The sequence below is a fragment of the Thalassospira sp. MCCC 1A01428 genome (assembly GCF_002115825.1).
In the GTDB taxonomy this organism is placed as follows: domain Bacteria; phylum Pseudomonadota; class Alphaproteobacteria; order Rhodospirillales; family Thalassospiraceae; genus Thalassospira.
Genome location: NZ_JFJZ01000002.1, coordinates 82,250 through 108,453, shown reverse-complemented (window position 1 = coordinate 108,453; position 26,204 = coordinate 82,250). Strand labels below are relative to the sequence as shown.

General features: G+C 52.7%; 31 protein-coding genes. 17 read left to right on the top strand and 14 right to left on the bottom strand.

Going from position 1 to position 26,204, the window contains the following annotated elements; translation table 11 throughout:
- Nucleotides 1-77: 77 nt before the first annotated feature.
- Nucleotides 78-770, top strand: coding sequence for a LysE family translocator (locus THS27_RS02145; RefSeq protein ID WP_085587417.1), 693 nt, complete (start codon nucleotides 78-80; stop codon nucleotides 768-770).
- A gap of 40 nt (nucleotides 771-810) precedes the next feature.
- Here THS27_RS02145 and THS27_RS02140 read toward each other — a convergent pair whose 3' ends face one another.
- From THS27_RS02140 to THS27_RS02110, 7 genes are all read right to left on the bottom strand, one after another.
- A complete protein-coding gene (locus tag THS27_RS02140; RefSeq protein ID WP_085587415.1) occupies nucleotides 811-1,260 on the bottom strand; it encodes a DsrE/DsrF/DrsH-like family protein in 450 nt (149 codons plus the stop codon).
- Complete coding sequence (locus tag THS27_RS02135; RefSeq protein WP_085587413.1) at nucleotides 1,250-2,050, bottom strand: molybdopterin-synthase adenylyltransferase MoeB; 801 nt, start codon at nucleotides 2,048-2,050, stop codon at nucleotides 1,250-1,252. Before THS27_RS02135 ends, THS27_RS02140 begins: the two co-directional genes overlap by 11 nt.
- Before the next feature lie 276 nt (nucleotides 2,051-2,326).
- Complete coding sequence (cysK, locus tag THS27_RS02130; RefSeq protein ID WP_085587411.1) at nucleotides 2,327-3,274, bottom strand: cysteine synthase A; 948 nt, start codon at nucleotides 3,272-3,274, stop codon at nucleotides 2,327-2,329.
- Between the two features lie 205 nt (nucleotides 3,275-3,479).
- A complete protein-coding gene (locus THS27_RS02125) occupies nucleotides 3,480-3,935 on the bottom strand; it encodes an Rrf2 family transcriptional regulator (RefSeq protein ID WP_085587409.1) in 456 nt (151 codons plus the stop codon).
- Nucleotides 3,936-4,012: 77 nt separating this feature from the next.
- Nucleotides 4,013-4,465: a dUTP diphosphatase gene (gene dut, locus THS27_RS02120; protein WP_085587407.1), complete on the bottom strand. Its 453-nt coding sequence runs from the start codon at nucleotides 4,463-4,465 to the stop codon at nucleotides 4,013-4,015.
- A gap of 69 nt (nucleotides 4,466-4,534) precedes the next feature.
- Nucleotides 4,535-5,755, bottom strand: a complete 1,221-nt coding sequence (gene coaBC, locus THS27_RS02115) for a bifunctional phosphopantothenoylcysteine decarboxylase/phosphopantothenate--cysteine ligase CoaBC (protein ID WP_085587405.1) — start codon at nucleotides 5,753-5,755, stop codon at nucleotides 4,535-4,537.
- Nucleotides 5,756-5,879: 124 nt separating this feature from the next.
- Nucleotides 5,880-7,046 (bottom strand): polysaccharide deacetylase family protein, encoded by a 1,167-nt coding sequence (locus tag THS27_RS02110; protein WP_085587403.1) that lies wholly within the window; start codon nucleotides 7,044-7,046, stop codon nucleotides 5,880-5,882.
- A 318-nt stretch (nucleotides 7,047-7,364) separates the two neighbouring features.
- Here THS27_RS02110 and THS27_RS02105 point away from each other — a divergent pair, with 318 nt between their 5' ends.
- Nucleotides 7,365-7,946, top strand: coding sequence for a malonic semialdehyde reductase (locus THS27_RS02105; RefSeq protein ID WP_085587401.1), 582 nt, complete (start codon nucleotides 7,365-7,367; stop codon nucleotides 7,944-7,946).
- 201 nt (nucleotides 7,947-8,147) lie between these two features.
- On the top strand, nucleotides 8,148-9,557 hold the full coding sequence (locus tag THS27_RS02100; RefSeq protein ID WP_085587399.1) for an ATP-binding protein: 1,410 nt from the start codon (nucleotides 8,148-8,150) through the stop codon (nucleotides 9,555-9,557).
- A gap of 153 nt (nucleotides 9,558-9,710) precedes the next feature.
- On the opposite strand, the gene THS27_RS02095 is transcribed toward THS27_RS02100, so the two are convergent.
- The 3 genes from THS27_RS02095 to hslV all read right to left on the bottom strand — a co-directional run bounded on the left by THS27_RS02095 (nucleotide 9,711) and on the right by hslV (nucleotide 12,553).
- The gene (locus THS27_RS02095; protein ID WP_256376728.1) at nucleotides 9,711-10,460 is read right to left on the bottom strand and encodes a DUF3800 domain-containing protein; all 750 of its coding nucleotides are present in this window, start codon (nucleotides 10,458-10,460) and stop codon (nucleotides 9,711-9,713) included.
- 127 nt (nucleotides 10,461-10,587) lie between these two features.
- Nucleotides 10,588-11,898 carry an ATP-dependent protease ATPase subunit HslU gene (gene hslU / locus THS27_RS02090; RefSeq protein ID WP_085587396.1) on the bottom strand — a complete coding sequence of 437 codons (1,311 nt, stop codon included), beginning with the start codon at nucleotides 11,896-11,898 and terminating at the stop codon, nucleotides 10,588-10,590.
- An 85-nt stretch (nucleotides 11,899-11,983) separates the two neighbouring features.
- Nucleotides 11,984-12,553: an ATP-dependent protease subunit HslV gene (gene hslV, locus THS27_RS02085; protein ID WP_085587394.1), complete on the bottom strand. Its 570-nt coding sequence runs from the start codon at nucleotides 12,551-12,553 to the stop codon at nucleotides 11,984-11,986.
- 221 nt (nucleotides 12,554-12,774) lie between these two features.
- Between hslV and hisB the strand changes: the two genes are divergently transcribed.
- The 9 genes from hisB to THS27_RS02040 all read left to right on the top strand — a co-directional run bounded on the left by hisB (nucleotide 12,775) and on the right by THS27_RS02040 (nucleotide 18,167).
- Nucleotides 12,775-13,374: an imidazoleglycerol-phosphate dehydratase HisB gene (hisB, locus tag THS27_RS02080; protein WP_085587392.1), complete on the top strand. Its 600-nt coding sequence runs from the start codon at nucleotides 12,775-12,777 to the stop codon at nucleotides 13,372-13,374.
- 86 nt (nucleotides 13,375-13,460) lie between these two features.
- Entirely contained in the window at nucleotides 13,461-13,901 is a 441-nt protein-coding gene (locus THS27_RS02075; RefSeq protein ID WP_085587390.1) for a DUF2628 domain-containing protein, read from the top strand.
- A complete protein-coding gene (gene hisH, locus THS27_RS02070) occupies nucleotides 13,898-14,548 on the top strand; it encodes an imidazole glycerol phosphate synthase subunit HisH (protein ID WP_085587388.1) in 651 nt (216 codons plus the stop codon). Before THS27_RS02075 ends, hisH begins: the two co-directional genes overlap by 4 nt.
- Nucleotides 14,545-15,099: a GNAT family N-acetyltransferase gene (locus THS27_RS02065; RefSeq protein ID WP_085587714.1), complete on the top strand. Its 555-nt coding sequence runs from the start codon at nucleotides 14,545-14,547 to the stop codon at nucleotides 15,097-15,099. The genes hisH and THS27_RS02065 overlap by 4 nt, the downstream gene beginning before the upstream one ends.
- A complete protein-coding gene (hisA, locus tag THS27_RS02060) occupies nucleotides 15,096-15,824 on the top strand; it encodes a 1-(5-phosphoribosyl)-5-[(5-phosphoribosylamino)methylideneamino]imidazole-4-carboxamide isomerase (protein WP_085587386.1) in 729 nt (242 codons plus the stop codon). Before THS27_RS02065 ends, hisA begins: the two co-directional genes overlap by 4 nt.
- 15 nt (nucleotides 15,825-15,839) lie before the next feature.
- Nucleotides 15,840-16,601 (top strand): imidazole glycerol phosphate synthase subunit HisF, encoded by a 762-nt coding sequence (gene hisF, locus THS27_RS02055; protein WP_085587384.1) that lies wholly within the window; start codon nucleotides 15,840-15,842, stop codon nucleotides 16,599-16,601.
- 81 nt (nucleotides 16,602-16,682) lie between these two features.
- Nucleotides 16,683-17,015 (top strand): phosphoribosyl-ATP diphosphatase, encoded by a 333-nt coding sequence (locus THS27_RS02050; RefSeq protein ID WP_085587382.1) that lies wholly within the window; start codon nucleotides 16,683-16,685, stop codon nucleotides 17,013-17,015.
- A 36-nt stretch (nucleotides 17,016-17,051) separates the two neighbouring features.
- Complete coding sequence (locus THS27_RS02045; RefSeq protein ID WP_085587380.1) at nucleotides 17,052-17,423, top strand: histidine triad nucleotide-binding protein; 372 nt, start codon at nucleotides 17,052-17,054, stop codon at nucleotides 17,421-17,423.
- A 264-nt stretch (nucleotides 17,424-17,687) separates the two neighbouring features.
- The gene (locus tag THS27_RS02040) at nucleotides 17,688-18,167 is read left to right on the top strand and encodes a DUF6314 family protein (protein ID WP_246832801.1); all 480 of its coding nucleotides are present in this window, start codon (nucleotides 17,688-17,690) and stop codon (nucleotides 18,165-18,167) included.
- On the opposite strand, the gene THS27_RS02035 is transcribed toward THS27_RS02040, so the two are convergent.
- Nucleotides 18,164-19,126, bottom strand: coding sequence for a LysR substrate-binding domain-containing protein (locus THS27_RS02035; RefSeq protein ID WP_085587378.1), 963 nt, complete (start codon nucleotides 19,124-19,126; stop codon nucleotides 18,164-18,166). The two genes, THS27_RS02040 and THS27_RS02035, sit on opposite strands and share 4 nt — an antisense overlap.
- A 111-nt stretch (nucleotides 19,127-19,237) precedes the next feature.
- Here THS27_RS02035 and THS27_RS02030 point away from each other — a divergent pair, with 111 nt between their 5' ends.
- The 5 genes from THS27_RS02030 to THS27_RS02010 all read left to right on the top strand — a co-directional run bounded on the left by THS27_RS02030 (nucleotide 19,238) and on the right by THS27_RS02010 (nucleotide 23,168).
- Nucleotides 19,238-19,657 carry a VOC family protein gene (locus THS27_RS02030; RefSeq protein WP_085587376.1) on the top strand — a complete coding sequence of 140 codons (420 nt, stop codon included), beginning with the start codon at nucleotides 19,238-19,240 and terminating at the stop codon, nucleotides 19,655-19,657.
- A gap of 325 nt (nucleotides 19,658-19,982) precedes the next feature.
- Nucleotides 19,983-20,927, top strand: coding sequence for a glyoxylate/hydroxypyruvate reductase A (locus THS27_RS02025; protein ID WP_085587374.1), 945 nt, complete (start codon nucleotides 19,983-19,985; stop codon nucleotides 20,925-20,927).
- Nucleotides 20,928-21,201: 274 nt separating this feature from the next.
- On the top strand, nucleotides 21,202-21,690 hold the full coding sequence (locus THS27_RS02020) for a GNAT family N-acetyltransferase (RefSeq protein ID WP_085587372.1): 489 nt from the start codon (nucleotides 21,202-21,204) through the stop codon (nucleotides 21,688-21,690).
- A 313-nt stretch (nucleotides 21,691-22,003) separates the two neighbouring features.
- Nucleotides 22,004-22,342, top strand: a complete 339-nt coding sequence (locus THS27_RS02015) for a phosphoribosylpyrophosphate synthetase (RefSeq protein ID WP_246832800.1) — start codon at nucleotides 22,004-22,006, stop codon at nucleotides 22,340-22,342.
- 214 nt (nucleotides 22,343-22,556) lie between these two features.
- Nucleotides 22,557-23,168: a class I SAM-dependent methyltransferase gene (locus THS27_RS02010; protein ID WP_085587708.1), complete on the top strand. Its 612-nt coding sequence runs from the start codon at nucleotides 22,557-22,559 to the stop codon at nucleotides 23,166-23,168.
- A gap of 139 nt (nucleotides 23,169-23,307) precedes the next feature.
- Here THS27_RS02010 and THS27_RS02005 read toward each other — a convergent pair whose 3' ends face one another.
- The 3 genes from THS27_RS02005 to THS27_RS01995 form a co-directional block, all read right to left on the bottom strand.
- Complete coding sequence (locus THS27_RS02005; RefSeq protein ID WP_085587370.1) at nucleotides 23,308-24,825, bottom strand: YifB family Mg chelatase-like AAA ATPase; 1,518 nt, start codon at nucleotides 24,823-24,825, stop codon at nucleotides 23,308-23,310.
- Between the two features lie 243 nt (nucleotides 24,826-25,068).
- Nucleotides 25,069-25,398, bottom strand: coding sequence for a hypothetical protein (locus THS27_RS27295; RefSeq protein ID WP_246832799.1), 330 nt, complete (start codon nucleotides 25,396-25,398; stop codon nucleotides 25,069-25,071).
- Between the two features lie 149 nt (nucleotides 25,399-25,547).
- On the bottom strand, nucleotides 25,548-26,171 hold the full coding sequence (locus THS27_RS01995) for a glutathione S-transferase family protein (RefSeq protein WP_085587369.1): 624 nt from the start codon (nucleotides 26,169-26,171) through the stop codon (nucleotides 25,548-25,550).
- Between the last annotated feature and the right edge of the window lie 33 nt (nucleotides 26,172-26,204).

The following is a 26,204-nucleotide window of genomic DNA, read 5'->3' as shown; positions in this document are numbered from 1 at the left end:
ATTCCTATTTTATTTCGATTTTCCGGGGAAAAATTATCCCTGATACTGGATTTTCTCACAAATTAAGGAAAATCAAAATGCCCGATGGTATCTCGGTTGAAATTATGGCTGTTGGCATTATTACGGTGCTGGCCGTCATCAGCCCCGGCCCGGATTTTGCCATGGTCACCCGCATCGCCATTGCCCGGGGGCGCAAAGCCGGAATGTTATGCGCCATTGGCATTGGCAGCGGTATTTCGGTGCATATCGCTTACACCATGATCGGGTTAGGTGTGATTTTTGCCCATAATATCTGGGTGTTAAACACCATCCGTATTCTCGGCGCGTCCTATCTGATCTGGCTTGGAATCAGCGCATTTTTACCCGACATATGGCAAAGGTTGAAATTACGCCTTGGCATCGGCTCTGCCCAAGCAGCCCTTTCTAATTCAAAAAGTACAAATATCCTGATCACCCCAAACGCACCCGAAACCCGGAAAAACGCGTCCTCTTTCTGGGCCGGTTTTATTTGTAATGCCTTAAACCCAAAGGCAATGTTGTTTATTGTCTCGCTGTTCAGCCAGGTTATTTCGGCCGACACCAGTGCCGCCATGCAGCTTGGTTATGGTGTGTTTATTGCCCTGTGCCATATGGTGTGGTTCGCCATTGTTGCCGCCGCGCTGACCTTGCCCGCAATACAGGCAAAAATTGCCAAGGCACGGGTCTGGATCGAACGCGGGGTCGGGGTGTGTCTGGCCGGGCTAGGCATCAAAATTCTGGCAAACGGATAAAACCCGCACCTGCACTCCCAAATACCGTTTGTGCCTTCGTTTAAATAAACAGCATCTCGCCGTTTTTACGGGCATCGTTTAAAAATGTCACCACACCGCCAACCTCGATGGTCAGCTCTGCCCGGCGTTTTTCATGCTCCAGCCCCAGGGCGCGCAGCCCCATTTCACAAACCATGAATTTCGCCCCCAGATCAGCACAGGCTGATAACAATTCTTCAAAAGTTGCCACACCCCGTTCGGAATAACCAAAATCAAGGCTGGTGGCGGTGGCCCCTTGAGCATCAGGGCGCAAATGGCGCCAGCCCGACGGGGCCAGCAACGCCCGGCTGGCTTCCATGGTGAAAAACAGGGTTACCGCCCGCCCGGTCGCCAAAGCCGCACTTGCCATTACCAAAGCGTAATGAACTTTTTCAAAGCTGCCGGAAAAAACCACCAGCGACAGTTTTTCAACCCCGGCGGCATCCGGATCGGCAAAATTATTAATGCTCATGGCAGCTTAAATCCTTAATTGTTGCGGATTCAGAACAAAGTGGGCAGCCAGGATCACGCGGAACACGGATTTTGCGAAAACTGGCCGAAAGCGCATCAACAATCACCAATTGTCCCGACAAACTGTCGCCAATTCCCATCAGTTCCTTAAGCACTTCGGTTGCCTGCATACCGCCAATGGTACCCACCACCGCACCTAAAACACCCCCTTGCGAGCAAGAAGGAATAGCATCAGCCGGGGGTGGCGCATGATAAATACAGCGATAGCACGGATGCGGCGCACCCAAATGCGCCTTAAAAGTTGAAACCTGCCCATCAAAGCGTAATGCCGCACCACTAACCAGGGTTTTCCCGGCAAAATAGCAGGCATCGTTTAGCAAAAACCGGGTTTCAAAATTATCTGATCCATCGGCAATCACATCATATTGCGCGATCAGGTCCTGAACATTTTTGGCGTTCAGCCGCATCTGATGCGTCTGAACCGTGACATCCGGATTCATGTTCAACATCGTCGCGCGCGCACTGTCGACCTTGGGGGTGCCAATGTCGCCCATGCCATGGGCTATCTGGCGTTGCAGGTTGGAAAGTTCGACCACATCGTCATCAACAATACCAATCGTGCCCACACCGGCCGCCGCCAGATACATCGCCAGCGGCGAGCCCAAACCACCAGCACCGACCACCAGCACACGCCCGTGCTTCAGCTTCATCTGCCCGGTGCCGCCCACATCCTTTAAAACAATATGGCGTGCATAACGCTGTATTTCGCTGTCGCTGAAGTCAAAATCCATATTCAGGCCTCACTGGTTACCGCCCTACAGATAGGGTGCAGCCCCCCATTGCTCAACCACAAACTTGCATGCCCGCTGTTTTATTAACATGCCCGCCAAGCAAACATTTACCCGGACATGCCAGGGGCCGCCATTTCACACAACATATTGTAATATAACAATATCTCAGCAACGATTTGCCGGACATAAAAGCGGACAAAAAAATGACAAGGCCCGGAAACATCGATGTTTCCGGGCCTTGTATTATTTAATCATCTCAACGGGCAAAAGGCTGGCTTACAGCCCTTCAAACAGCGGGGTCGACAGGTAACGTTCGGCAAAGGACGGGATGATCACGACAATCCGCTTGCCTTCGTTTTCCGGCATCTGGCCCAGTTCGATGGCAGCGGCCACCGCAGCGCCCGAGGAAATGCCGGTCGGCAGACCTTCAAGGGCGGCCAGTTTTCGCGCCGTTGAAAACGCGGTTTCATTGCCGATTGTCATGACCCGATCAATCAGTTTGGTATCAAGGTTACCGGGAATAAAACCTGCCCCAATGCCCTGAATTTTATGCGGGCCGGGTGCGCCCCCTGAAATAACCGGGCTGTCTTCGGGTTCAACCGCAATGATCTGCACATCGGGATTATGTTTTTTCAACACATCGGCAACACCGGTCAGCGTGCCGCCCGTGCCCACACCGGCAACAAAAATGTCAACCTTGCCGTCGGTATCTTTCAAAATTTCCTGTGCAGTGGTGTTGCGGTGAATTTCCGGGTTGGCCGGGTTGTCAAACTGTTGCAGCATGACGGCACCGTCAATTTCAGCAACCAGTTCCTCGGCCCGGGCAACAGCCCCCTTCATGCCTTTGGCTGCCGGGGTCAGGTCAATCTGTGCGCCCAGCAACATCAGCATTTTGCGCCGTTCCAGCGACATGCTTTCAGGCATAGTCAAAATCAGCTTATAGCCCTTGGCCGCAGCAACAAATGCCAGCGCAATGCCGGTATTGCCCGATGTCGGTTCAACAAGGGTGGCACCCGGTTTGATTTTGCCGTCTTTTTCGGCAGCATTGATCATTGCCAGGCCAATGCGATCCTTGACCGAAGCCAGCGGGTTGAAAAATTCCAGTTTGCCCAGAATCTCGGCTTTCGCACCTTCGGCATCCGCAATCCGCGAAAGGCGAACCAGCGGCGTTGCACCGACGGTGTCGATGATGCTGTCATAAATCTTGCCGCGAAATTCAGTCATGATTTCCTCGCATTTTTGTGTGCATTACAAATCAACACATATTGTATTTGTATTTATTCCGAGTTTACCGCAAGTCAAAGGGTCGACAAGGAATATTTACGGTTTTTCTGCACCGGGGTGCAATTTCGTAAATGTGCAATCAAACTGATATGCGAAAATTTTCTGTGGTTTGAAAATATCGCACAGCCAGACCGGGATGAAAAATTCAGATGATAAAATCTGGCGATTCTTCAATCCCGCTGCGTAACCCGGCATCGCGGGCACGATTACACAAATCTTCGACCGTAATAAGTTCAAGCTGCTGCATCATGGTATCTTGCAATTCCCGCCACAAGGGCCGAACCACTTCCTTGCCCAATGGCGAGCCTGCCGGATCCTCGATCGGATCATCCGATGTTTCCATCGACCGGATCACCGAAACAATATCGGCAAGGGTAATACGGCGACGTTCACGCGCCAAACGATAACCACCACGCGGCCCCCGCACACCGGTCAAAATATCCGCCCGCACCAATTGCTGCAGGGTCTGTTCCAGATAGCGTTTGGGAATGCCCTGGCGCGCGGTAATATCGCGGCTTTGCACCGGTTCACCCGCCGCATTATAGGCAATGTCCACCACGGCTTCGATGGCAAACAACATCTTCTTTGAAAGTTTAAGCATCGTCTCTCGTTTGCTCCCCTCGATTATGTCTGTCATCGCAGCCCGAAAACCGCGTTGAGCACCAAATTACAGCCAGGTCATGCAACGCCGGTGGACCCGAAACCGCCTTCACCACGGTCGGTTGCATCCAAATCCGCCACCACATTCCAGCCCACCTGGCTGACCGGTGCGATCACCATTTGCGCAATACGCATACCGCGTTCAATGCGAAATGCCACATCACCAAAATTAACCAGAATGACTTTGATCTCGCCGCGATAATCGGCATCAATCGTGCCCGGGCTGTTTAAAACCGTGACACCGTTTTTTGCCGCCAGCCCGGAACGGGGCCGCACCTGGGCTTCAAAACCGGCGGGCAGGGCAATGGCAATGCCGGTTTCAACCATGGCCCGTTTACCCGGTTCAATTACCAGCACATCTTCAATGGCGGCAACCAGATCAACCGCAGCAGCCTGTGCGGTCGCATAAGCGGGCAGGGGCAATCCCTGCCCGTGATCCAGTACTTTTAAATCCACAGATAAGCCGGTCATTTATGTATCCTGTATCGCATCTGTTTATCCGCCCCGTTTGCCACACAGGACATTCCGGGCCGGTTGGTTTTAAGGGTTAAAATGGCGGGTAATCCGCGCCACCAGCGATCGGGCGACACCGGTTTTGCTTTGCCGGGGCCAAATTTCGTCGCGGGCCGGGTCAGAACCGCCAATCAAATGAATTTCGTTGTCATCACCCCCAAAGGTGCCCGTTTCGGGGGCGACATTATTGGCCAATATCCAGTCACATCCCTTGCGGTCACGTTTGGCACGGGCATGATCGACCACTTTTTCGGTTTCGGCGGCAAAGCCCACCACCAGTGACGGGCGATTTGGCCCGTCTTGACTGATGGTTGCCAGAATATCGGGATTTTCGGCAAATTGCAGGGCGGGGATAACACCATCGCCGGATTTTTTAAGTTTCTGATCCGCCTGATGCAAAACCCGCCAATCGGCCACCGCCGCAGCGCAGACCGCAATATCGACAGGTAACTGGCCCTGAACGGCAGTCAGCATTTCCTGGGCTGTTTCCACCCGTACCATGCGAACCCCGGCCGGGTCAGCCAATGTTACCGGGCCACTAACCAGTGTGACATCGGCCCCGGCGCGGGCCAGTTCGGCGGCAATGGCATGGCCCTGCTTGCCCGAGGATCGATTGGCAATAAAGCGTACCGGATCAATCGGTTCATGTGTCGGGCCACTGGTGACCACGGCTTTTTTGCCCGCCAGGGGTTTGGGGCCGTCTTGCTGAGCAAAGAAATTTTGAACAGCGGCAATAATTTCGGCAGGTTCGGCCAAACGCCCGGTACCGGTTTCCCCACACGCCAGATCGCCACCCGCCGGGCCAATGCGCAAAATGCCCCGGCTTTCCAGCGTGGCAATATTGGCCTGCGTCGCGGCATGGTTCCACATTTCGACATTCATGGTGGGTGCAACCAGCACCGGCTTGTTGGTTGCCAAAAGGGCGGTGGTTGCCAGATCATTGGCCATACCTGCCGCCATTTTTGCCAGTAAATCGGCACTGGCGGGGGCCACCAGAACCAGATCTGCCTCGCGTGACAGGCGAATGTGGCCCATCTCGGCTTCATCTGTCAGGGAAAAAAGATCCTGGTAAACCTTGTTTTCGGTTAACGCCGCCACCGACAGCGGGGTGACAAATTCGGCTCCACCCTTGGTCAGAATGGCACGAATCGATGCCCCCTGATCGCGCAAACGACGGATGACTTCCAACACCTTATAGGCGGCAATACCGCCCGAGATGATCAAAAGTATGTTTTTTCCTGTCAGCACTGTGGTTAGCCATTATCTACGTTATCGAAGTGTGGATAACCTAGCGCGTTGCGGTTCAACACGCAATAGCCGTTATTTAACAGAAAAAAACGAAATATAACCGTAGAAAGGCATTTATGCCAAATCAGCCAGATGTCTTGATATCTTTGGGCACGGTATAAAGCATTCCCAGCCAGCGCCACCGGCCATCAGGCCCGCCAGCCGTGCAATTTATCCGCCAGCGCCCCGGTGAAACAGGGCCGTCAAGGCGCACTTCCACCCGTTCATCGCCAAGTCGGCTCATGGTGGCGGCTCCTTCGGACGGATAACATTTCACATCATTGGTTGGCTTTAGCAAGGTAAAGCCAAAGGCGGGCGGGTTTCGCTGCAGGGTATAATTGGCCGGTGTCAGGTCGCTTACATCAAGTGGCAATGAATTTGCCGCCAGTTCAAACCGGTCAAGCGATCCATAATGTTCGTTCAGGGCAAAACGCGGCAAATAGAACATATCAGCGGATTTATCAAACCCGCCGCTTTGCTGACCAAACGCTGCCTTATACCCGGCATCACGCACGGCCTGCTGCACGTCGGTATCCGCTTCGCCGTAAGGATATGCAAACAGATCCGGTACAAAACCCAGTTCCTGTTTGAAACGTTTGGCAGATTTTTCCAGTTCGGCTTTGGTTTGCGCAATTGGCACCGATGATAAATGGGCATGGCTGTCACTATGACCGCCCACTTTGACCCCCTGCTTCACCAGGTCGCGCAGCATGTCCCAGGTCATATAGCTGTCATAACCGGCATCAAGCTGGCTTGTGGATACAAAAACCGTCACCGGCAAACCCGCCTTTTTAAACATCGGCCACGCGACATTGTAAAAAGTACGATAGGCATCATCGACCGTAATACCGATGGTCCGGTCGGGCAGGGCTGTGCCATTGGCAATAGCCGACACAATCTCACCCGTATCCATCACATGATATTTGGCTTTGCCCAGTTCAGCGATATGCGCCGACAGCTGGTCCACCCGTGTATTGGTCGAGGGATATTCACCTTCGTCAAAGCGGTGATACATAAACACGACAGCCGATGCAGATTCCGCCGTCGATTTGGCCGGTGCTGTATTCCGGGTGTCGGTGGCTGGCGCGGTTTGTCCGGTTTGTGGCGTTTGCGCATTTTGCGCCTGTGCCGGCGCCGCCAGAATAAAGGCCAGTGCAGTCGCTGCTGTCAAAAGCGCGCCACGCATATAATGCCCTTTCATCCCGTCTTTGCCCAAAGTACCGCAAGCGGGGATAATTTTATCAGTCTGCATCTAAATATCCATGCCATTCAATGATGTGTGCATCGCTGTCGGTGATATTCAACAGCCCCATTGTCGCGATATTGTGGCAAGGCACAATGTTCATTCTGTCGTTTCGGCGATACATTATACGGATGCTTCTGAAACCCCGCCGCCCTATACCACCCTGTCATAACGCACCGACGGGCATCATGATCCCGGGCAATCTGAATACCGGGCACCGGCAAACGGCCCGCACAGGGCAAAGATCATAATTCCGGCCTTCTCATTGCCGTTTTAATTACCTAGGCTAGGTCCATTGCAACTAAAACGCTTTAAGGAAACCTCGTCATGATTGATCAAAAAGCCCTTGATGTTCTGTTTAACAAGGCCCGGACCCACAATGGCTGGCTGGACAAAAAGGTGGATACGGACCTTCTGCACAAGGCGTGGGACCTGGCCGTAATGGGGCCGACCAGTGCCAATTGTGAACCGATGCGTGTGGTGTTTGTACAAAGCGAAGCCGCCAAGGACCGCCTCAAACCGTTTATGTCCGAAGGCAACGCCGCCAAAACCATGGCTGCACCGGTAACGGCCATTATCGGCATGGATATGGCGTTTTACGAAAAACTGCCGCAGCTTTTCCCCCATGCTGATGCCCGGTCGTGGTTTGCCGGAAACGACGATTTGATCAAAGCCACCGCCTTTCGTAATGGCAGTTTGCAGGGCGCCTATCTGATTCTGGCCTTGCGCAGCCTTGGGCTGGATTGCGGGCCGATGTCGGGCTTTGATGCCGATGGTGTGGATGGCGAATTTTTCGCTGGCACAACAATCAAAACCAATTTCATGGTCAATATCGGTTATGGCGACGCATCGAAACTGTTTGATCGCAGCCCGCGCCTGGCATTTAATGACGGGGCTAGCATCATTTAGGCCAAAAACATCGGCGACTCCGCTTCAAACCGCCCCGTTTTTGCGCGGGGCGGTTTTTTCATATGAAAAACACGAAACATTTCAACGAATTGAAAACTGTCATTTAAAGTTGATTTGATATTCGCGAAGACATCATCATGTTAGGCAAAATTATTCGTATATCAGGCAAATTTCTGCCGCCATTATGATCTGGAGAATCGCTTGGGCTTCCGGCAATTGCTTGCAACCGCATTCGCACTGAACGTGCCCCCTTCTGCCATTATGATATTACTGGCGGCAACGGATCAGATCACCTGGGGTATCGCTGTGGTGTGCGCTGTGGCCGCCTATGCCGGTGTCATTGGCATTTTGCGAATTTATTTCAAGGATCTGCGCAGTGTGGCGCGCTATGCCGCGACCCTGCGCGACCATTTTCGCGGCACCCCGCCCCAGCACCTCTCGTTCGAGGCAGCCTCCGAACTTTCATCGCTTTACAGCCAGATCACGGCGGCCTTTCGCGAACGCATCCTGACCCTGGAAGCCCAAACCAATACCGATGCCGAAATTCTGGATCATTTGCCAAATCCGGTGGTGATGGTAAACCGCCAGCGCACTGTTACCGGGTTTAACCAGGCGGCAAAGTCGCTGTTTCATAATCTGGAAACCGGGCACGACCTGACGCGCTTTATCCGTGATCCCATTTTGCTTGATGCTTTTGATATGGTGTCATCGGGCCGCCGTACCCTCCAACATACCGAATTTGTCGTTGCCAGCGACGCCCAGCGCCATTTTGATGTGCTAACCGCCCATTTGCCCGCCGGAACCGGCAATCGGAATTTTGTTTTATCGTTTAGCGACCTTACCGAACTGCGCAAGGTTGAACAGATGCGCGCCGATTTTGCCGCCGATGCCGGGCATGAATTGCGCACACCATTATCGGTTTTGCTCGGTTTTATCGAAACCCTTGAAGGCCCGGCCAAGGACGACCCCGATGCTTTGGGCCAGTTTTTGCCCGTGATGCGCGACCAGGCCCAGCGCATGCAAAGTCTGGTCGAGGATTTGCTGTCCCTGGCCCGGATCGAGCTGAACGAACATACCCCACCGTCAAATGATTGTGATGTTGCCACCATCATTGACAAGGTTGCCGCAGGTTTGAAGGTAAAGGCCGACGCCAAAAACATGAATATCCGCGTCACATCGACGCTGGATCAGACAACAACGATTGGCGAGGAAAAGGAACTGGTTCAGGTTTTCCAGAATCTGATCGAAAACGCCATCAAATACGGCCATCAGGACAGCACGGTCGATGTCAAAATCGGCCTGGTAACAAACCCGCCAGCAGCACTTGCGCGCTATCGTCACAACCGCATCATGGCCGTTTCGGTATGTGATCAGTCCGACGGTATTGCCCGCGAACATCTGCCCCGCCTGACCGAACGGTTTTACCGTGTTGATACCGCGCGTTCGCGTGCAGTGGGCGGCACCGGCCTGGGCCTGGCCATCGTCAAACATCTGGTGCAACGCCATCGCGGCACCATGATCATTGATAGCGAAGTGGGGAAGGGGTCAGTCTTTACCGTCTATCTCCCGGCCCAAACCGGCGATAACGTGCATAAACTTTATCGGGCATGAAAAGACCCTTGACTCTTAAGCCATTGAAACGAATCAATATTAATTAATTGATTTTATTGGAATTTTAATGTATATTTTAAACAAGATCTGAACCCAAGCCTAACTTGGTAGTAGGATCTTTCCGGCGGGAGGTAACACTCCCGCCCTTTCTTTTTAAATCTCAACTATCCCCATTGGATGAGCAACACTTGCCCGCTTATTCAACACCGGATCAAGCCGCTCAAAATATTTCGATGCTCTTTTTCGCCGAATATACCCGTTTGGCGAGTAATACTGCTGTAAGAAATAAGCACAAACATCACAAACTTGAATCGGAAGTGAGTTTCTAGAATCTTTCTCATGAGGATCTTCAATAATTCTACGAATAGGCAGATTACGATAGCCACCACCATATTCAAGTCTATTCGGCACAGGGTTGTATACAGACATTTTTCTCATAAGTTTTATTAACTTTTCTCCAGATGTAGCATCAGTGAATACTTGTCCGTAATCATCACGATACCCACCTGGAAAATTTCCGTTCCTTAATGTATTTTCAAATCTTTGAAAAAGAACCTGCCATGCTCTCAAAAAAACATCATAGTCAACCGACTTATCTTGCTTTCTCACAACAATATTAGTTATCGATATAAAGTCATATTTAGCAACTTCATCAACAACATTTCTCAATATTGATAGACGCTTATGCTTTTCAATATCATGCACTGGTTTTCTAAGATACTCTGAAGCATGGATCTCTGTCCTCATAGGCAAACCATAAACGCTCTTGAATGTCTTCTTCATATTCAAAAGAACATCAATGAAATCATGCCATCTTGTTTCATGTATCACCAAACCAGTAAGAATAAAGTGATTCGTCTGTAGGGTAGACACCCCCGAATCCCCACTCTCATCGACATACATCATATACATGAAGCGACCCCAAAATATAATTTTTACATATTTGTATTATTCCCACAGAAATTTAAAAGGCCAGCATTAAAAATGCTGGCCTTTAATTTCGAAAATCACCGAATTTTGATTAAATCAATTAGAGAATGAATTTCGACAGATCGGTGTTTTTCGAAAGCTCCTCGACCTGATCGCGCACATATTGGGCATCAATCTTAACGGTTTCACCCGAGCGGTCAGTTGCGGTGAAACTGATTTCATCAAGCAGCTTTTCCAGAACCGTATGCAAGCGGCGCGCACCGATATTTTCAACCGTTTCATTCACACTGGCCGAAATATGGGCGATTTCGTCAATCGCATCATCGCTAAATTCCAGCGTGACAGCTTCGGTTCCCATCAAGGCAATATATTGCTTGATCAGGGAGGCTTCAGGTTCAAGCAGGATGCAGCGGAAATCGGCTTCGGTCAGGGCTTTTAACTCAACCCGGATCGGCAAACGGCCCTGCAATTCCGGCAGCAGGTCGGATGGTTTGGACAGATGAAACGCGCCCGAGCAAATAAACAGCACATGGTCAGTTTTAACCGTGCCATGTTTGGTGGCAACCGATGTGCCTTCGATCAGAGGCAGCAAATCACGCTGCACGCCTTCGCGTGAGACATCGCCACTGCGTTCGGACCGCGCGGTGATCTTGTCGATCTCGTCAAGAAAGACAATGCCGTTCTGTTCAACATTCTCAATCGCTTCAGCGGTCACTTTGTCCATATCGAGAAGTTTGTCAGACTCTTCCTCGATCAGGCGCTCAAAGGCTTCGGCAACATTCATGCGTTTGGGTTTGGTCTGGCCGCCAAAGGCTTTACCAAACATGTCCGACAGGTTCAGCATCCCCATTTGTGCGCCGGGCATGCCTGGCACATCAATGGTCGGCATCGAGGTCGAGGCATTTTCCTGTACCTGAATCTCGATTTCCTTGTCCTGCAATTCACCTTCGCGCAGCTTTTTGCGGAATTTCTGCCGGGTTTCCGCCGAAGCATTGTCGCCAACCAGACTATCAAGGATCCGTTCTTCGGCCTGCAATTCGGCCTTGGCGGTCACCTTGCGTTTCATGGTCGTGCGGGTCAGATCGATGGAAACTTCCAGCAAATCACGAATGATCTGTTCCACATCGCGGCCAACATAGCCGACTTCGGTAAATTTGGTCGCCTCAACCTTTAAAAACGGCGCATCGGCCAGTTTGGCAAGGCGGCGGGCGATTTCGGTTTTACCCACCCCGGTCGGGCCGATCATAAGAATATTTTTCGGCAGGACTTCACCGCGCATCGGTTCTTCAAGCTGCTGGCGACGCCAACGGTTACGCAACGCCACCGCAACGGCGCGCTTGGCGTCTTTTTGTCCAATAATGTGGCGATCAAGTTCTGAAACAATCTCGCGCGGGCTGAATTGCTGTGTCATGTATTTCCGGTCCGGTTTTTGTACCGCAATGATCCCCGTAATGAGCAATCATTGCGAAAAATGATGAACGTCCCAGGGTCAGGGGCTAGGCGACGTCCTTTGCCTCATCGATTTTTTCAAGCGTGACATTGCCATTGGTGTAAACACAAATTTCACCGGCAATTTTCATGGCCCGACGGGCGATTTCCTCGGCATCCATGTCCTGATCGATCAGGGCACGGGCCGCCGACAGGGCATAATTCCCGCCCGAGCCAATGGCGATAATGCCGTCTTCAGGCTCAAGCACATCCCCCATGCCGGTCAGAACCAGCGAAATATCACGGTCCACCACCGCCATCATCGCTTCCAGGCGGCGCAGGTAACGATCCGTGCGCCAGTCCTTGGCCAGTTCAACACAGGCACGCATGGTTTGGCCGGGGTGGCGTTCCAGTTTGGCTTCCAGCCGTTCAAGCAGGGTAAAGGCATCGGCGGTGGCCCCGGCAAAGCCGACAATAATGTCCTGCTTTGCCCCAATGCGGCGCACCTTGCGGGCGTTGCCCTTGATCACGGTCTGGCCCAGCGACACCTGACCATCCCCGGCAATCACCACCTGATTGCCCTTGCGAACGGAAAGAATCGTCGTGCCGTGCCAGCTTTGCTGCGATTGATCGCTCATAAAAACTTCCTGAAATTGGCCTTAACTTATCCGATCAAGAGTTAGCACGTAGAAAGTCAGGGTCAAGGGGCAGGGCAAGGCCCGGCGCTAACAGTGTGTTGTTTTTAACCCTTTATGATTTTTGCGGCCATTGGGTATGCGGTTAAACTGGCAATTGCGGTGCGATGTTGCTAAATAACCACCTGACAGACGCATTGATTTTGCAGGAAAGGAGCCTTTGCATGCGCAAGGCCCACGTAGAGCGCAACACCAACGAAACCCAAATCACCGCCGAGGTTAATCTTGACGGCACTGGCATCTATGATGTGCAGACCGGGGTGGGTTTTCTGGATCACATGCTTGAACAGCTTTCACGCCATAGCCTGATGGACCTGACCGTTCGTGCCAAAGGCGACCTGCATATCGATTTTCACCATACCACCGAAGATGCCGGCATTGCGATTGGCCAGGCCTTTGCCAAGGCACTGGGTGATAAAAAAGGCATTTATCGCTATGGCAGTTGCCTGTTGCCAATGGACGAGGCCCTGACCCGGGTGGCACTGGATATTTCCAGCCGGCCTTATCTGATCTGGAATGTCACGTTTAGCCGCGACAAAATCGGCGATATGGATACCGAACTGTTTCGCGAATGGTTTCAGGGCTTTGCCCAGGCCGCCGGGATTACGCTGCATGTAGAAAACCTGTATGGTGAAAATAACCACCATATTATCGAAAGCTGCTTTAAGGCTTTGGCCCGGTCCCTGCGCGAAGCCATCGAAATTGATGCGCGCAAGGCCGATGCCATTCCATCGACCAAGGGCGTTCTGGGCGGATCATTATAACCCGACCTGTGTATTTTGGGCCTGATCATCAGGCCACAATAGCCCAATGCCCTTGATACGGTTTTGGGACGAAAGTCTGAATTTCGATGAAGGTTTATACCGTCCATATCCACCCCGGCCATGCTGATCCGCTTGAGGATGCTGTGCTGATCCGTGAAGGTTTCAATTTCTGGGCATTTATCTTGTCCGGCCTGTGGGCGCTGTATCACCGGCAATGGCTGGCATTTATCGGCCTGCTGGTGGTGTCGATGCTGTGCAATATTGCGGTAGAACTGGCCAATGGCGGCCCGGAAATGGACTTTTTACTGGCCCTTGCCACCGGCATCGGCTTTGGCCTGATCGCCAATGATTTGCGCCGCCGCAAACTGGCCCGTCAGGGCTGGAAAATGGTCGATATCATTGCCAGCCCCAATGAAGCCGGCGCCCTGCACCGCTTTATCAGCACAGCAGTCACCGCCCCGAAAATAACCCCCGGCGCTGTTTCATCCTATCATTCGTCCTATAACGGGAGCATCCCCACCCCATGACCGTCGCGATTATTGATTATGGTTCGGGCAATCTGCGTTCATGCGCCAAGGCATTTGAACGCGCCGCCCGCGAAAACAACCTTGCCCTTGATGTAGTGGTCACCAATGATCCGCATCAGGTTAAGGCTGCCAGCCATATCGTGTTGCCCGGCGTCGGGGCCTTTGCCGATTGCCGGGCCGGGCTGGATGCTGTTGGCGGCATGGTCGAGATGCTCGAACAACAGGTCATTAACGACGGCAAACCTTTTATGGGCATATGCGTCGGCATGCAGCTGATGGCAAAGGTGGGCCGCGAATTTGCCAATACCGATGGCCTTGGCTGGATTGACGGCGAAGTGGTTGCAATTGAGCCCAATGACCCGTCACTTAAAATTCCCCATATGGGGTGGAATGAACTGGTTCTGGACGATGCCGGTGCCAGTCACCCGGTATTGAATGGCATTGCCAGCGGCGACCACGCCTATTTTGTTCATAGTTTTCACATGAAAATCGCCACCCCGTCACAACGGCTGGCTTACGTGGATTATGGCACCGACATTACCGCCGTGGTCGGGCGCGACAACATGGTCGGCACCCAGTTTCACCCTGAAAAAAGCCAAAAAACCGGATTGACCCTGATCGGGAATTTCCTGGGATGGAAACCATGAGCGGACCCAGCGTCACCATGAACCCCAGCGTATTTGCCGAACATGTGACCGAACTTTCGGCCGGTGATTTATCCGACATTGTTGATGCCTGCATTCAGGCAATTGTCGAAGGCGGCGGATTTGGCTGGTTAACACCACCTGGCCGCCCGGAAATGGAAAAATACTGGCGCGGCGTTTTGATCATGCCCGGCCGGCATTTGTTTGTCTCGCGCGTGGACGGGGTTATTTCCGGCGCGGCCCAGCTTTTGGAAACGCCTTCAAACCTGGAAGCCCAACGCCATTCGGCGCAAATTACCGGCCATTTTGTCGCCCCGTGGGCACGCGGGCGCGGCAATGGCAAGGCAATTGTCCGGGCGATTGAATATTTCGCCCGCCAGCAGGGTTACAGCGTTTTAAAGCTGGATTTGCGCGAAACGCAAACCGCTGCCATCGCCCTTTATCATAGCATGGGCTATGTCCGCTGGGGCATTAACCCCTATTACGCCATGATCGACGGCAAGATGGTCGAGGGCTATTACTACACCAAAAAAATACAGGAAACCGAGCAGTGAACCTTTATCCGGCAATCGATTTGAAAGATGGTGCCTGTGTGCGCCTGCTGCGCGGCGATATGGACAAGGCCACCGTGTTTAACAACGACCCTGGCAATCAGGCGGGCGAATTTGTTGCCAAGGGGTGCCATTGGGTTCATGTGGTTGACCTGAACGGGGCCTTTGCCGGCGAACCGGTCAATGGCGCTGCGGTTGATTCTATTCTGGCCGCTGTTGGCGAACGTGCCAAGGTTCAACTGGGTGGCGGTATCCGCACCATGGACACCGTGGATTACTGGTTAAACAAAGGCGTTCACCGCGTGATTTTAGGCACGGTAGCCTTGCGCAACCCCGACCTGGTCAAGGAAGCCTGTGCCAAATGGCCGGGCCGCATTGCCGTTGGCATTGATGCCCGAAATGGTTTTGTTGCCGTTGAAGGCTGGGCCGAAACATCGGAAATTACCGCACTGGAACTGGCGCAAAAGTTTGAAGATTGTGGCGTATCAGCCATCATCTTTACCGATATTGACCGCGATGGCGCCATGGGCGGACCGAATATTGAATCGACCGTTGCCCTGGCCCGTGCCATTTCCACCCCGGTCATTGTATCAGGCGGGGTTTCCTCGCTTGAGGATTTGCTGGCCGTAAAAGCCGAGGCCGATGCCGGCATCGATGGCGCCATTTCGGGCCGCGCACTTTATGATGGCCGCATCGAGCTGGCACAAGCCATTGCCGCGCTGGCATAACGACAGGAAGCCGACATGCTGAAAACCCGTGTGATACCCTGCCTGGACGTCAAAGACGGTCGCGTGGTCAAGGGTGTGAATTTTGTCGATCTGATTGATGCTGGCGACCCGGTCGAACAGGCCCGCATCTATGATGCCGAAGGGGCCGACGAGCTTTGCTTTCTTGACATCACGGCATCAAGCGATAACCGCGATACCATATTTGATGTTGTGGCCCGGACTGCAGAAGCCTGCTTTATGCCTGTCACCGTCGGCGGCGGGGTGCGGACCTTGGAAGATATCCGCAAATTGCTGCTGGCCGGGGCCGATAAGGTATCGATCAACACAGCAGCTGTGAACAACCCGGACTTTGTACGCGAAGCGGCGCGCAAGTTTGGCTCACAATGTATTGTGGTGTCGATTGATGCAAAATCCACCGGGCCGGACAAGTTTGAAATTTTCACCCATGGTGGTCGTAACGAAACCGGAATAGATGCTGTTTCGTTTGCAAAACAAATGACCGAATATGGGGCAGGTGAACTGCTGGTCACCTCGATGGACCGTGATGGCACCAAGTCCGGCTTTAACATTCCGCTGACCCGCACCATTGCCGATGCGGTATCTGTTCCGGTCATTGCATCAGGTGGCGTTGGTACTTTAGACCATATGGTTCAAGGGGTTACCGAAGGCCATGCCTCGGCTGTGCTGGCGGCATCGATCTTTCATTTTGGTACTTATCGCATTCGCGATGTTAAAAACCATATGAAAGCAGCCGGCCTTCCGGTTCGCGACGCATAATATTTCGAAAACATAACGTTTTTCGAAATAGTGTAGTTTATTCACTGTTTGCCAATGTTTGCCAAAGGGCAGGACGGGAAAATGACCAAAGCACTGGACGGCGAAATTCTTGACCGGCTGTACGATACAGTTGCCGCCCGCAAGGGTGCCGACCCCGAAGAAAGCTATACCGCCAGGCTGTTTAGCAAGGGTACCCGCAAAATCGCCCAGAAAGTGGGTGAAGAAGGGGTAGAAACCGTGATTGCCGCCCTTGCCGAAGGGCCGGAAAATGTCGCATCCGAAAGTGCCGACCTGCTGTATCATTTGCTGGTGCTATGGGCTGATCGCGGCGTAAAACCCGAACAGGTCTGGGAAATTCTGGCAAAACGCCAGGGCATTTCAGGTATTGCCGAAAAGGCATCGCGTAGCGAATAATCCGGTTACATCCCGTCTGATATCAGGAGCCTTCCGATGGCCGTTAAAGAATATGATTCCGAAAACATTTTCGCCAAAATCCTGCGCGGTGACATTCCGTGCAACAAGATTTTTGAAGATGACCACGTCCTTGCCTTTCACGACATCGCCCCGCAGGCGCCAACCCATATTCTGGTGATCCCCAAGGGCGCTTACACCAGCTATGACGACTTCGCGATGAATGCATCCGACGAAGAAATTCTGGCTTTTACCCGCGCGATTGGCAAAATTTCGGCCGCTGCCGGTGTGGTTGAAGATGGCTATCGCCTGATCTCGAACACCCGCGAGCATGGCCGTCAGGATGTACCGCATCTGCATGTTCATATCATCGGTGGTAAAAAACTGGGCCTGATGCTGCCCCAGGACTAACCGGCAAATGCTGGCGTGCCTATAGCACGCCAGTTAGGCCTGCTCTCACATCGCATAAGGCGATATGCGGGTTTCGCTCCGCATCAAACCCTTACAACATTTCGAAATCAAAACAAAAATCAACCAATCCTGTGGAAAAACCCGGATAACACGGTAAAAACCACGATCTTGTGAAATCGACCTGGGGAAAACCAATTGATTTTAAATCACTTTTCCCAATATGCCATTTCCCCCTGCCGATGGCCCGAATGATGAAACCCCGAAATGTCGGTTAAACCTGAAATCGCCGCGCAACGCATTTTTACCAGCCTGACCGGGGACTGGACCCTGCGCCGGGCAATGGGCGAAATGGGTACTTTTGCCGGAACAGCCCGGTTCTTTGCCGCCCCTGATAGCCCGGAAAACAGCCTGCGTTACCGTGAAGAAGGAATGCTACAGCGTTTTGACGGGCAACGTTTTGAGGGCTACCGCGAATATGATTTCGTCTTGCGCGGGCAGGCGATTGAAATGCTGTTTCGTGATCCCGTCGGTTTTGGCAACCGCTATGTCTTGCTCGATTTTGACAATATTTCTGACAATGACGTACTTGCCGCACAAGACCACCATCCCTGCGGCGAGGACATGTATCATCACCGCATGTTCTGGCACCATACAGATCATTTCGAAACCAGAATTAAAGTGGTTGGCCCGAAAAAGGATTATGAACTTCATACCCTTTATCACCGGGCACCCACACAGGATTAGGGTATATTAACCCCGGTGTTGGTGCCGGCCGTCTCCGCCAATGTGGCCTCGCTCAATAACCATTGGCGAAATGCCGTTATTTCAGGGTCATTTTGCCGGGTTTCATCGCAAATCAGGTAATAGGCGTCACTTGCCTGCAAACTGCCCTTTGCAACAATTTCCAGATCGCCCTTTGCCAATGCTGTTTCAATTAAAATACGCGGCAGCAGGGCAATGCCCATGCCGCTTTTGGCCGCTTCGATCAGCATAAAAAAATGCTCGAACCCCAGCCCCGGTTCGCCGTGAATGACCACATCATTGGCCAGGCCCCACTGATGCCACGCACGGGGCCGGGTGGTATGTACCAGCCGCGGATAGCGCGCCAGCAACGTTGCGCTGTCCACGGCATCGGATGGGTCTTTTTGGCCGATCAGGCCGGGGGCGGCGACTACAATCTGTTGTTCTTCGAGTATTTTAAAACTGGCAAATCCCGGCCAGTGGCCATTCCCGAAATATAGCCCCACATCCATTTGATGCACCCCCAGATCCGGCATGCGGTTTGGCGTGGCAAAGTTCAGCGACAGGGTTTCAATGACAGGCCGGATATGGGGAAAGGCGGTTTGAAACCGGGCCAAACGCGGGATCAACCACACAGTTGCCAATGTTGGCAAAGCGCCGATGACCAGTTTACGATCGGCGCCCCCGTGGGTCAAAAGGTCCAATGTGGCGGCTTCAATTTCGTCAAACGCCTTTTGCAAAGCCGGTAAATAAGCCCGCCCAGCATCACGCAACACCAGTTGCGGCCCGTTGCGATCAAACAGGGATATGCCCAGCCGTGCTTCCAGATTGGCAACCTGCTGGCTGATTGCACCGGGTGTCACGGCCAGTTCCGTTGCCGCACGGGCAAAACTGCCATGTCTTGCTGCGGCCTCAAACGCGCGCAAGGCATTTAACGACGGAGTGGCAGGGCGCAAAGCCATAACGATAGTTTTCCTATTGGTATAATCAGAACTTCTGACTTTTTAGCCATTATCATTCTGATTTACAGTCATGACCAGCGATTACCGTTAATTTTTCTGGAAATTAAACCCATGCAAATTCCGCCGTTTCATTTGGCATTTCCAATTAAATCCATTGCCGATACCCGCACTTTTTACATCGATATTCTGGGCTGTGATGAAGGAAGATCGACCGAAAACTGGATCGATTTTGACTTTTTCGGCCATCAGCTTTCCGCCCATGTCCGCCCCGAAGCTGGACAAAATGCAGGAACCGGCACAGTCGATGGCGATGCCGTACCAATCCCGCATTTCGGGGCAGTTCTGGAATGGCAACAATGGCATGATCTGGCAGACCGGTTAAAAAATGCCGGGATTACATTCTTGCTGGACCCGAAAATCCGTTTTGTGGGTGAACCCGGCGAGCAGGGCACGTTTTTTGTCACCGACCCCGCCGGAAACGGGCTGGAATTTAAGACATTCCGCGATCCGGCCATGATTTTTGCCCACTAACAAACATGCCCGGCTGTGACCATCCTGCCCAATAGCTGGTCACAGCCGGATTAAAGCTGCTTTTAGCACAGGGTTGATGCCGTGCATTCCTGGCCCCGGTTAAACACCAGACCGGGTTACACGCGGATGTAAAACGATATCAATATTTTAAACCGGTGAGGGCATGGCACGACGGTGCCGTCGCCTGTATTCTGTCCAAAGATAACCACCGCAAAACAGATAAATTGCCAAAAGCTGCATGTTTGGGGAACGCCGCCATCTGGCATGCGTTATAAATTGACACCCGAAACAACTAACAAATTAAAAACAAACAAGGAGAGCAGCAATGCCTGCGTCCGCCCCCTACAAAATCCTGATTGCCGCCCAAGGCGAGGAACAACGTTGGAAAGAGGCGATGACCGCCCGGCTGCCAGACGCCACCATTTATACGCAGGATGAAAATTACGACCCGGCCAAAATTGATTTTGCCATGCTTTGGAAACAGCCACAGGGCATGATGAAAAGCCTTGCCAATGTGCGCGGTATTTTCTCGCTGGGTGCCGGTGTTGAACATGTGTTATCCGCCCCGTTCCTGCCCAAAAATGTGCCGATCGTCCGCCTCGAAGATGCAGGCATGGCACAGCAGATGGTGGAATATCACACATATGCCGCCCTGCATTTCATGCGTGATTTTGACCATTATATGCGCTCGCAAAATAATGGCGACTGGCACCCCCGCGATGTTGCCGAAATTGGACATTTCCGCGTGGGTGTGATGGGGTTGGGTGCCCTTGGTGCAACCGTTGCCACCCATCTTGCCAATATGGGGTTTGCCGTTTCAGGCTGGAGCCGGCGGATGAAAGCCATTGAAGGGGTAACAACCTTTGCCGGAGCTGAAACCCTGGATGAGTTTTTGGGCCAGACCGACATCCTGATTTGCCTGTTGCCACGCACCGGGCAAACCGAAGGGTTGCTTGATAGTGCGCGCCTGTCAAAATTGCCCGCCAATGCCGCCATCATCAATGCCTCGCGCGGGGCGATGATTGTGGAAGAAGACCTTTTGCGTCTGCTTGATACCGGGCATTTGCGCGGGGCTTTTCTGGATGTGGCCGTCAACGAACCCCTGCCGTCAAGCCATCCGTTCTGGAATCACCCCAAAATTCGCCTGACACCTCATATCGCTGCCGCCACCCGCATTGGCCCGGCAGTGGACCAGATTGCCGAAAATATTAGTCGCATCGACAAGGGGGAAACCCCGATTGGGCTGGTAGATCTGAATATCGGTTATTAAAAACCCCTGTTTGGTCGGGCGAGGCCCGGTTCATCCGGTTTCATGGGGATTTTCCCTATTCGGTCTTTGTCCCCTGCCATATCCGGCATGGCAAACAGGACTATTGGGAAAAAGGCTTTAAAGCCGATAAATACCCGAAAAAATGCTGATTTCACCCTGCAACCACGCTGGTTGCGGGGTTTTTTGTATTAAAATCGCCCCCCGTTTCCATGTGGCGGAATACCCCAATTTTTCGTAAAACACATCCAATCGCCAATATTTACAGGGGTTTTCCATGTCACAATCAACACAATCAGCATTACCGGTTTTTCGGTATGCCATCCGCGCCGATTTACCCGCCATCGTCGCGTTGCTTGCTGATGATGAAAAAGGAAAAACCCGCGAAAACTTCACCAATCCGTTGCCCGATGTTTATGGCAATGCCTTTGACGCCATGGAAGCCACCAGTACCGATGCCTTGCCCAACAAGTATTTACTGGCAATTATGGATGAACAGATTGTGGGATGTCTGCAACTGACCCTGATCCCCGGTTTATCCCGTCAGGGCCGGTTACGGGCGCAGATTGAAGGGGTGCGGGTATCGTCAAATTATCGTGGGCAAAAAATTGGCGAAGCCATGATTTTACATGCCGTTAATATCGCCCGCGACCTTGGCGCATCGCTAATGCAGTTTACCACCGATAAAACCCGCGCCGACGCCCACCGGTTTTATCAACGCCTTGGATTTGTCGCCAGCCACGAAGGCATGAAACGCGAACTTTAAACCCTGTGCCAATCCGGCCGGTTCCTGTTCTTGCTTCCCCAAAACCCGGTTTACCTTGCAGGCATCCAATACACTGGCAGAGCATTGCCACAATTCAGGTGCAGGATGTCAGCCTGTATCAAGGTCTGGCGAAAAAACTTCGCAAGGCCGGATCAGGTGGAAATGTACCTAGTTGCAGCTGATATGAAAGGCCGGGTATCCACACCATAGCTTGCCAGTTGGCCCCTGATAACGGGTTAGTTTGCAGTGCCGTTTTTGCGCAATGCACCCCGGTAGGGCCGGGACCCCGGCAATAAAGCCGGGAACAGACGCGATGCTGCTACGTTTTAAAAGCACATCGCATCAGACCAAGGAGAGCATGATGAACCTGTCAGAGTTACAAGACAATGCAGTCGAACATGGCTTCACCCATAGTTTTGTTTGCACCGAAAGCGGTGTCAAACGGGATGGCGACGGGCCGATATACCCGGTCTCGGATCTTCGCATCGTGCATAGCAACAGTGTTGATACCGGCACTGACCCCGGTGATGACGCCACAATTTACATGATCGAAGCCAGCGACGGCAGCAAAGGTACCCTGATTGTACCGGCAGGTTTTTATGCTGATCCGGCCAAGGCGAAAATCATTGATCAGTTGCTTCATCGTCACTAGAGGCGACATCTGACAACATCACAACAGGTTGCAAAAACCTGTCGTCATGCCTGCGGCCCGGCCAGGATATTGGAGTAAGCGATGACAAAGGCGGTAAAAATTCATTTTTAAAATAGAAATTTTGCCGCAAAATCACCACCTTCTAGCGAACATATAAGGGCGCGTCATAACGAAAGCAGTGTGGTTAAACGCCGCCGGAGAGATGGAAAATTCGATGTCCGATTTGTTGCCGTTTTTACGCGCCTGGGTTAGTGACCCCAGGCGTGTTGCCGCAATCAGCCCGTCCGGGCCAGCCCTGACTGAACTGATGACCCGTGAAGTAAACCCCCAGGACGGCCCGGTATTGGAACTTGGCCCTGGCACGGGTGTTTTTACCCGCGCCCTTCTGGCCCGCGGCCTTGACCCCCACGACCTGACCCTGATCGAAGCCGGCAAGGATTTTGCCCATGCCTTATCCGGGCGGTTTCCCGGGACACGGGTGATGTGCATGGATGCCACCCGGTTGGCCAAAGCCAACCTTTACCCTGACCAAAACCTTGGTACTGTTATAAGTGGCTTGCCGCTGCTTTCAATGAATCCGCGCCAGGTAATGGGGGTGCTGACAGGTGCTTTTCGCTATATTCGGCCCGGCGGGTATTTTTACCAGTTCACCTATGGTCCACGGTGCCCGGTTCACGCCAATATCCTTAACCGGTTAGGGCTGAAAGCCACCCGTGTCGGCCACACCATACGCAATGTTCCACCCTCAAGCGTCTATCGTCTGTCACGCAGCGACGATAGCGACTGGTTTGGCGACAACAACCAGCAACCCCAGCATTATGCCTGAATCCATAAAAATTTAACCCGGCCCTTTCCTGCCTTCTCCTTCGTCAAATTCCTTCCCCGATATGCCCCTCATCTGACTTAACCATGTCATTTTATATCCCCGTTGCCGCAACCATCTGGCCAGTAAGGCTGGTTATTGGTTATTTGCGACGATAGACCATTTGCCGATACATCAATGCTTCGGCAATGTGGCCACGTGTAACGGTATCGCTATTGCCAAGATCAGCAATGGTACGGGCAACACGCAAAACACGGTGATATCCGCGTGCCGAAAGTTTCATGCGCCGGGTGGCATCCTGTAATAATTCGCGGCCTTCCGGGTCGGGGGTGGCGCAGCGCGTTAAAAGGTCACCATCAGCCAGCGCATTGCAGCTTACCTTGTTGTCCGGGCCATAACGGATAATCTGGCGGGCACGGGCCGCCAAAACCCGTTCCCGGACAATCGCGGTGGTTTCACCATTGGCCGGCGCATCAAGTTCGTCGGGAGTCACGGCAGGCACGTCTATTTGAATATCAAAGCGGTCAATTAACGGGCCGGACAACCTGGACTGATAATCCTCGCCGCACCGCGGGGCGCGGCTGCATGCGGCATGTTCGTCCCCCAGATACCCGCAGCGACACGGATTCATTGCAGCAATTAACTGCACCCGGGCCGGATAGGTAACATGGGCATTGGCGCGCGCCACCGATACCTCACCGGTTTCCAGGGGCTGGCGCAAGGCATCCAGAACATTGCGATTAAATTCCGGCAACTCGTCTAAAAACAATACCCCATGATGGGCCAATGAAATTTCACCAGGCCGTACCCGATGCCCCCCGCCAACCAGGGCCGGCATACTGGCCGAATGATGTGGCGACCGGTAAGGCCGTGCGCGCACCAGCCCGCCTTCGGGCAAAATCCCCGATACCGAATGAATAACCGTGCTTTCCAAAGCCTCGGCCGGGGAAAGATCGGGCAGCAGGCCGGGCAGGCGCGCCGCCAACATCGATTTCCCCGATCCCGGCGGGCCGTTCATCAGTAAATTATGCCCACCTGCAGCAGCAATTTCCAATGCCCGTTTCGCACTTTCCTGCCCTTTGATATCACGCAAATCAGGTTGATCCACCGTGGGTGAAAGCGCTTTCACTGGCACCGGGCGCGGTAAAATCTGGCTACCTTTAAAATGATTGATCAACGATATCAGGCTGGGTGCTGCCAGAATGTCCAGCTCGCCCGCCCACAATGCCTCGTTACCATTGGCTTTGGGGCAAATAATGCCAAAATCACGGCCTGCAGCCTCCATCGCGGCGGGCAACACACCACCCACCGCCGAGATCGAGCCATCCAGCCCCAATTCCCCCAAAACCACCCACGATGATACATCTTCAAAACTGATGACATCCATCACCGCCAGCAAGCCCAGCGCAATCGGCAGATCAAAATGAGATCCTTCCTTTTGCAAATCGGCCGGGGCAAGGTTGATGGTAATGCGTTTGGGTGGCAGGGACAGACCCATCGCCGATAGCGCGGAACGCACCCGTTCGCGGGCCTCTGATACCGCTTTGTCCGGCAGGCCAACAACAGTAAAGGCAGGCAGGCCGCTGGCCATTTGCACCTGTACATCCACCACAATGGTGTTAATGCCGGAAAAGGCCACGGTCGATACATGTGCAGTCATGATGAAGCCTGTGTAATCCCCAAGGCCATCACTTTGGCGCTAAACGGAAAAACAGGCAACCAGCACGTGCAAATTTACCAATACATGCCCGGATCAAAAACAGACCCGTGGCAAAAACCATCTGAAAAACGGGTATTTAAAGATGCGTAACCGTCAAAAACGGGTGCAGATGTCAATAAAACCGAATAATTTACCATTCAAAATCAATAATATGATCTTATATGGTTATTATAGATGATTTTATTATTCGCGGCTGTTTTTGTTATTGTCTGCGGCAATATCGGCATTAACAACGTCACCATCTTCGATGTCGTCATCATTTTCGTCTTCAACCTCGCTGTCACTTTCACTGGCAACAACGCCGTCTTCACGTGGCACCAGAAATTCCTTGCGGCAGGGAACGGCTTTGCCTTCTACCACGGTCCAGCCAAAATTGCGCATTTTGCCGAAACTTTCACGTTTCATGGTAATGCCGCTGGCCTTATGCACACGAACTTCGTCGGGGTTTTCCCCCTTGATTTTACGCGCCCGCGCCCAGGCACGTTCACGAACAGCTTTGGAAATTGGGGTCATGTCATCCTGATCTTTAAATACGGCATGGCGGGAAGATAGGCGCCCTGTATAGACGATTTTAAAAAATACGACAGGGCGATTATCGGGAGATATCCTTTATCGCATCATATCCTGATGCTGCCTGTTGGGTAAAATGCCTTTCAGCACCGTTATTCTGGCAGATAAAAACGGGTTTCAACCATGGCCGGACGTTTCCCGAATTCGGCCCGCCACACCGCCAATGTCGCCGGCATGGGAAACTGATGTTCATCGGGCCAGCGAAACGCCAGATATTCCAGCGCCGATGCCACTGCAATTTCGCCAATGCCCGGTAAGGTTCCATTCAGGGTGTCAACTTGCCGATCAAGGGCATTTAAGCCGGAAACCACAGCATCAGCCTGACGTTTCATCACAAAATCCGACCGTTCGCCCACGGGGCGTTGCTGATCGGCAAACAGGCGCCCGGTTGCGGCCATGATACCGTCGGCCAGTGCCTGAAGCTGCAGGGCGTGCCAGCGACTTGGCCCGGCGATGGGAAACAGGCGCCGATCTGTTTTGCCCGTGTTTCGTGCCAACTCGTCAAGAAAATCACAAATTACCCCGGATTCAAAAAGAACCTGGCCATCATCCGCCAGCAATGTCGGCACTTTGGCCAGCGGGTTAATCGCGCGCAACTTTTCGTCGGTCCAGGGATTGATCAAAATTTCTTCGATATCGGCGCCAAGGCCAAGCTCGCGGACACAAATACGAACCTTGCGCGCAAAAGGCGACGTTGAAGCAAAAAACAAACGCATCGTTTATCCTGATCATCAAAGGGAAAGGGCATT

What these genes read in the sequence shown, in the direction of transcription:
- THS27_RS02050 (WP_085587382.1), top strand. Translation starts at nt 16,683, where the DNA reads ATGACCAAAGCACTGGACGGCGAAATTCTTGACCGGCTGTACGATACA.
- THS27_RS01995 (WP_085587369.1), bottom strand. Translation starts at nt 26,171, where the DNA reads ATGCGTTTGTTTTTTGCTTCAACGTCGCCTTTTGCGCGCAAGGTTCGT.
- THS27_RS02040 (WP_246832801.1), top strand. Translation starts at nt 17,688, where the DNA reads ATGTCGGTTAAACCTGAAATCGCCGCGCAACGCATTTTTACCAGCCTG.
- THS27_RS02020 (WP_085587372.1), top strand. Translation starts at nt 21,202, where the DNA reads ATGTCACAATCAACACAATCAGCATTACCGGTTTTTCGGTATGCCATC.
- THS27_RS02025 (WP_085587374.1), top strand. Translation starts at nt 19,983, where the DNA reads ATGCCTGCGTCCGCCCCCTACAAAATCCTGATTGCCGCCCAAGGCGAG.
- THS27_RS02015 (WP_246832800.1), top strand. Translation starts at nt 22,004, where the DNA reads ATGCTGCTACGTTTTAAAAGCACATCGCATCAGACCAAGGAGAGCATG.
- THS27_RS02005 (WP_085587370.1), bottom strand. Translation starts at nt 24,825, where the DNA reads ATGACTGCACATGTATCGACCGTGGCCTTTTCCGGCATTAACACCATT.
- dut (WP_085587407.1), bottom strand. Translation starts at nt 4,465, where the DNA reads ATGACCGGCTTATCTGTGGATTTAAAAGTACTGGATCACGGGCAGGGA.
- THS27_RS02145 (WP_085587417.1), top strand. Translation starts at nt 78, where the DNA reads ATGCCCGATGGTATCTCGGTTGAAATTATGGCTGTTGGCATTATTACG.
- THS27_RS02035 (WP_085587378.1), bottom strand. Translation starts at nt 19,126, where the DNA reads ATGGCTTTGCGCCCTGCCACTCCGTCGTTAAATGCCTTGCGCGCGTTT.
- THS27_RS02110 (WP_085587403.1), bottom strand. Translation starts at nt 7,046, where the DNA reads ATGCAGACTGATAAAATTATCCCCGCTTGCGGTACTTTGGGCAAAGAC.
- THS27_RS02140 (WP_085587415.1), bottom strand. Translation starts at nt 1,260, where the DNA reads ATGAGCATTAATAATTTTGCCGATCCGGATGCCGCCGGGGTTGAAAAA.
- THS27_RS02095 (WP_256376728.1), bottom strand. Translation starts at nt 10,460, where the DNA reads ATGTATGTCGATGAGAGTGGGGATTCGGGGGTGTCTACCCTACAGACG.
- THS27_RS02030 (WP_085587376.1), top strand. Translation starts at nt 19,238, where the DNA reads ATGCAAATTCCGCCGTTTCATTTGGCATTTCCAATTAAATCCATTGCC.
- THS27_RS27295 (WP_246832799.1), bottom strand. Translation starts at nt 25,398, where the DNA reads ATGACCCCAATTTCCAAAGCTGTTCGTGAACGTGCCTGGGCGCGGGCG.
- THS27_RS02135 (WP_085587413.1), bottom strand. Translation starts at nt 2,050, where the DNA reads ATGGATTTTGACTTCAGCGACAGCGAAATACAGCGTTATGCACGCCAT.
- THS27_RS02105 (WP_085587401.1), top strand. Translation starts at nt 7,365, where the DNA reads ATGATTGATCAAAAAGCCCTTGATGTTCTGTTTAACAAGGCCCGGACC.
- THS27_RS02010 (WP_085587708.1), top strand. Translation starts at nt 22,557, where the DNA reads ATGTCCGATTTGTTGCCGTTTTTACGCGCCTGGGTTAGTGACCCCAGG.
- hslU (WP_085587396.1), bottom strand. Translation starts at nt 11,898, where the DNA reads ATGACACAGCAATTCAGCCCGCGCGAGATTGTTTCAGAACTTGATCGC.
- THS27_RS02065 (WP_085587714.1), top strand. Translation starts at nt 14,545, where the DNA reads ATGAGCGGACCCAGCGTCACCATGAACCCCAGCGTATTTGCCGAACAT.
- hisH (WP_085587388.1), top strand. Translation starts at nt 13,898, where the DNA reads ATGACCGTCGCGATTATTGATTATGGTTCGGGCAATCTGCGTTCATGC.
- hisF (WP_085587384.1), top strand. Translation starts at nt 15,840, where the DNA reads ATGCTGAAAACCCGTGTGATACCCTGCCTGGACGTCAAAGACGGTCGC.
- THS27_RS02075 (WP_085587390.1), top strand. Translation starts at nt 13,461, where the DNA reads ATGAAGGTTTATACCGTCCATATCCACCCCGGCCATGCTGATCCGCTT.
- hisB (WP_085587392.1), top strand. Translation starts at nt 12,775, where the DNA reads ATGCGCAAGGCCCACGTAGAGCGCAACACCAACGAAACCCAAATCACC.
- THS27_RS02125 (WP_085587409.1), bottom strand. Translation starts at nt 3,935, where the DNA reads ATGCTTAAACTTTCAAAGAAGATGTTGTTTGCCATCGAAGCCGTGGTG.
- THS27_RS02045 (WP_085587380.1), top strand. Translation starts at nt 17,052, where the DNA reads ATGGCCGTTAAAGAATATGATTCCGAAAACATTTTCGCCAAAATCCTG.
- cysK (WP_085587411.1), bottom strand. Translation starts at nt 3,274, where the DNA reads ATGACTGAATTTCGCGGCAAGATTTATGACAGCATCATCGACACCGTC.
- hslV (WP_085587394.1), bottom strand. Translation starts at nt 12,553, where the DNA reads ATGAGCGATCAATCGCAGCAAAGCTGGCACGGCACGACGATTCTTTCC.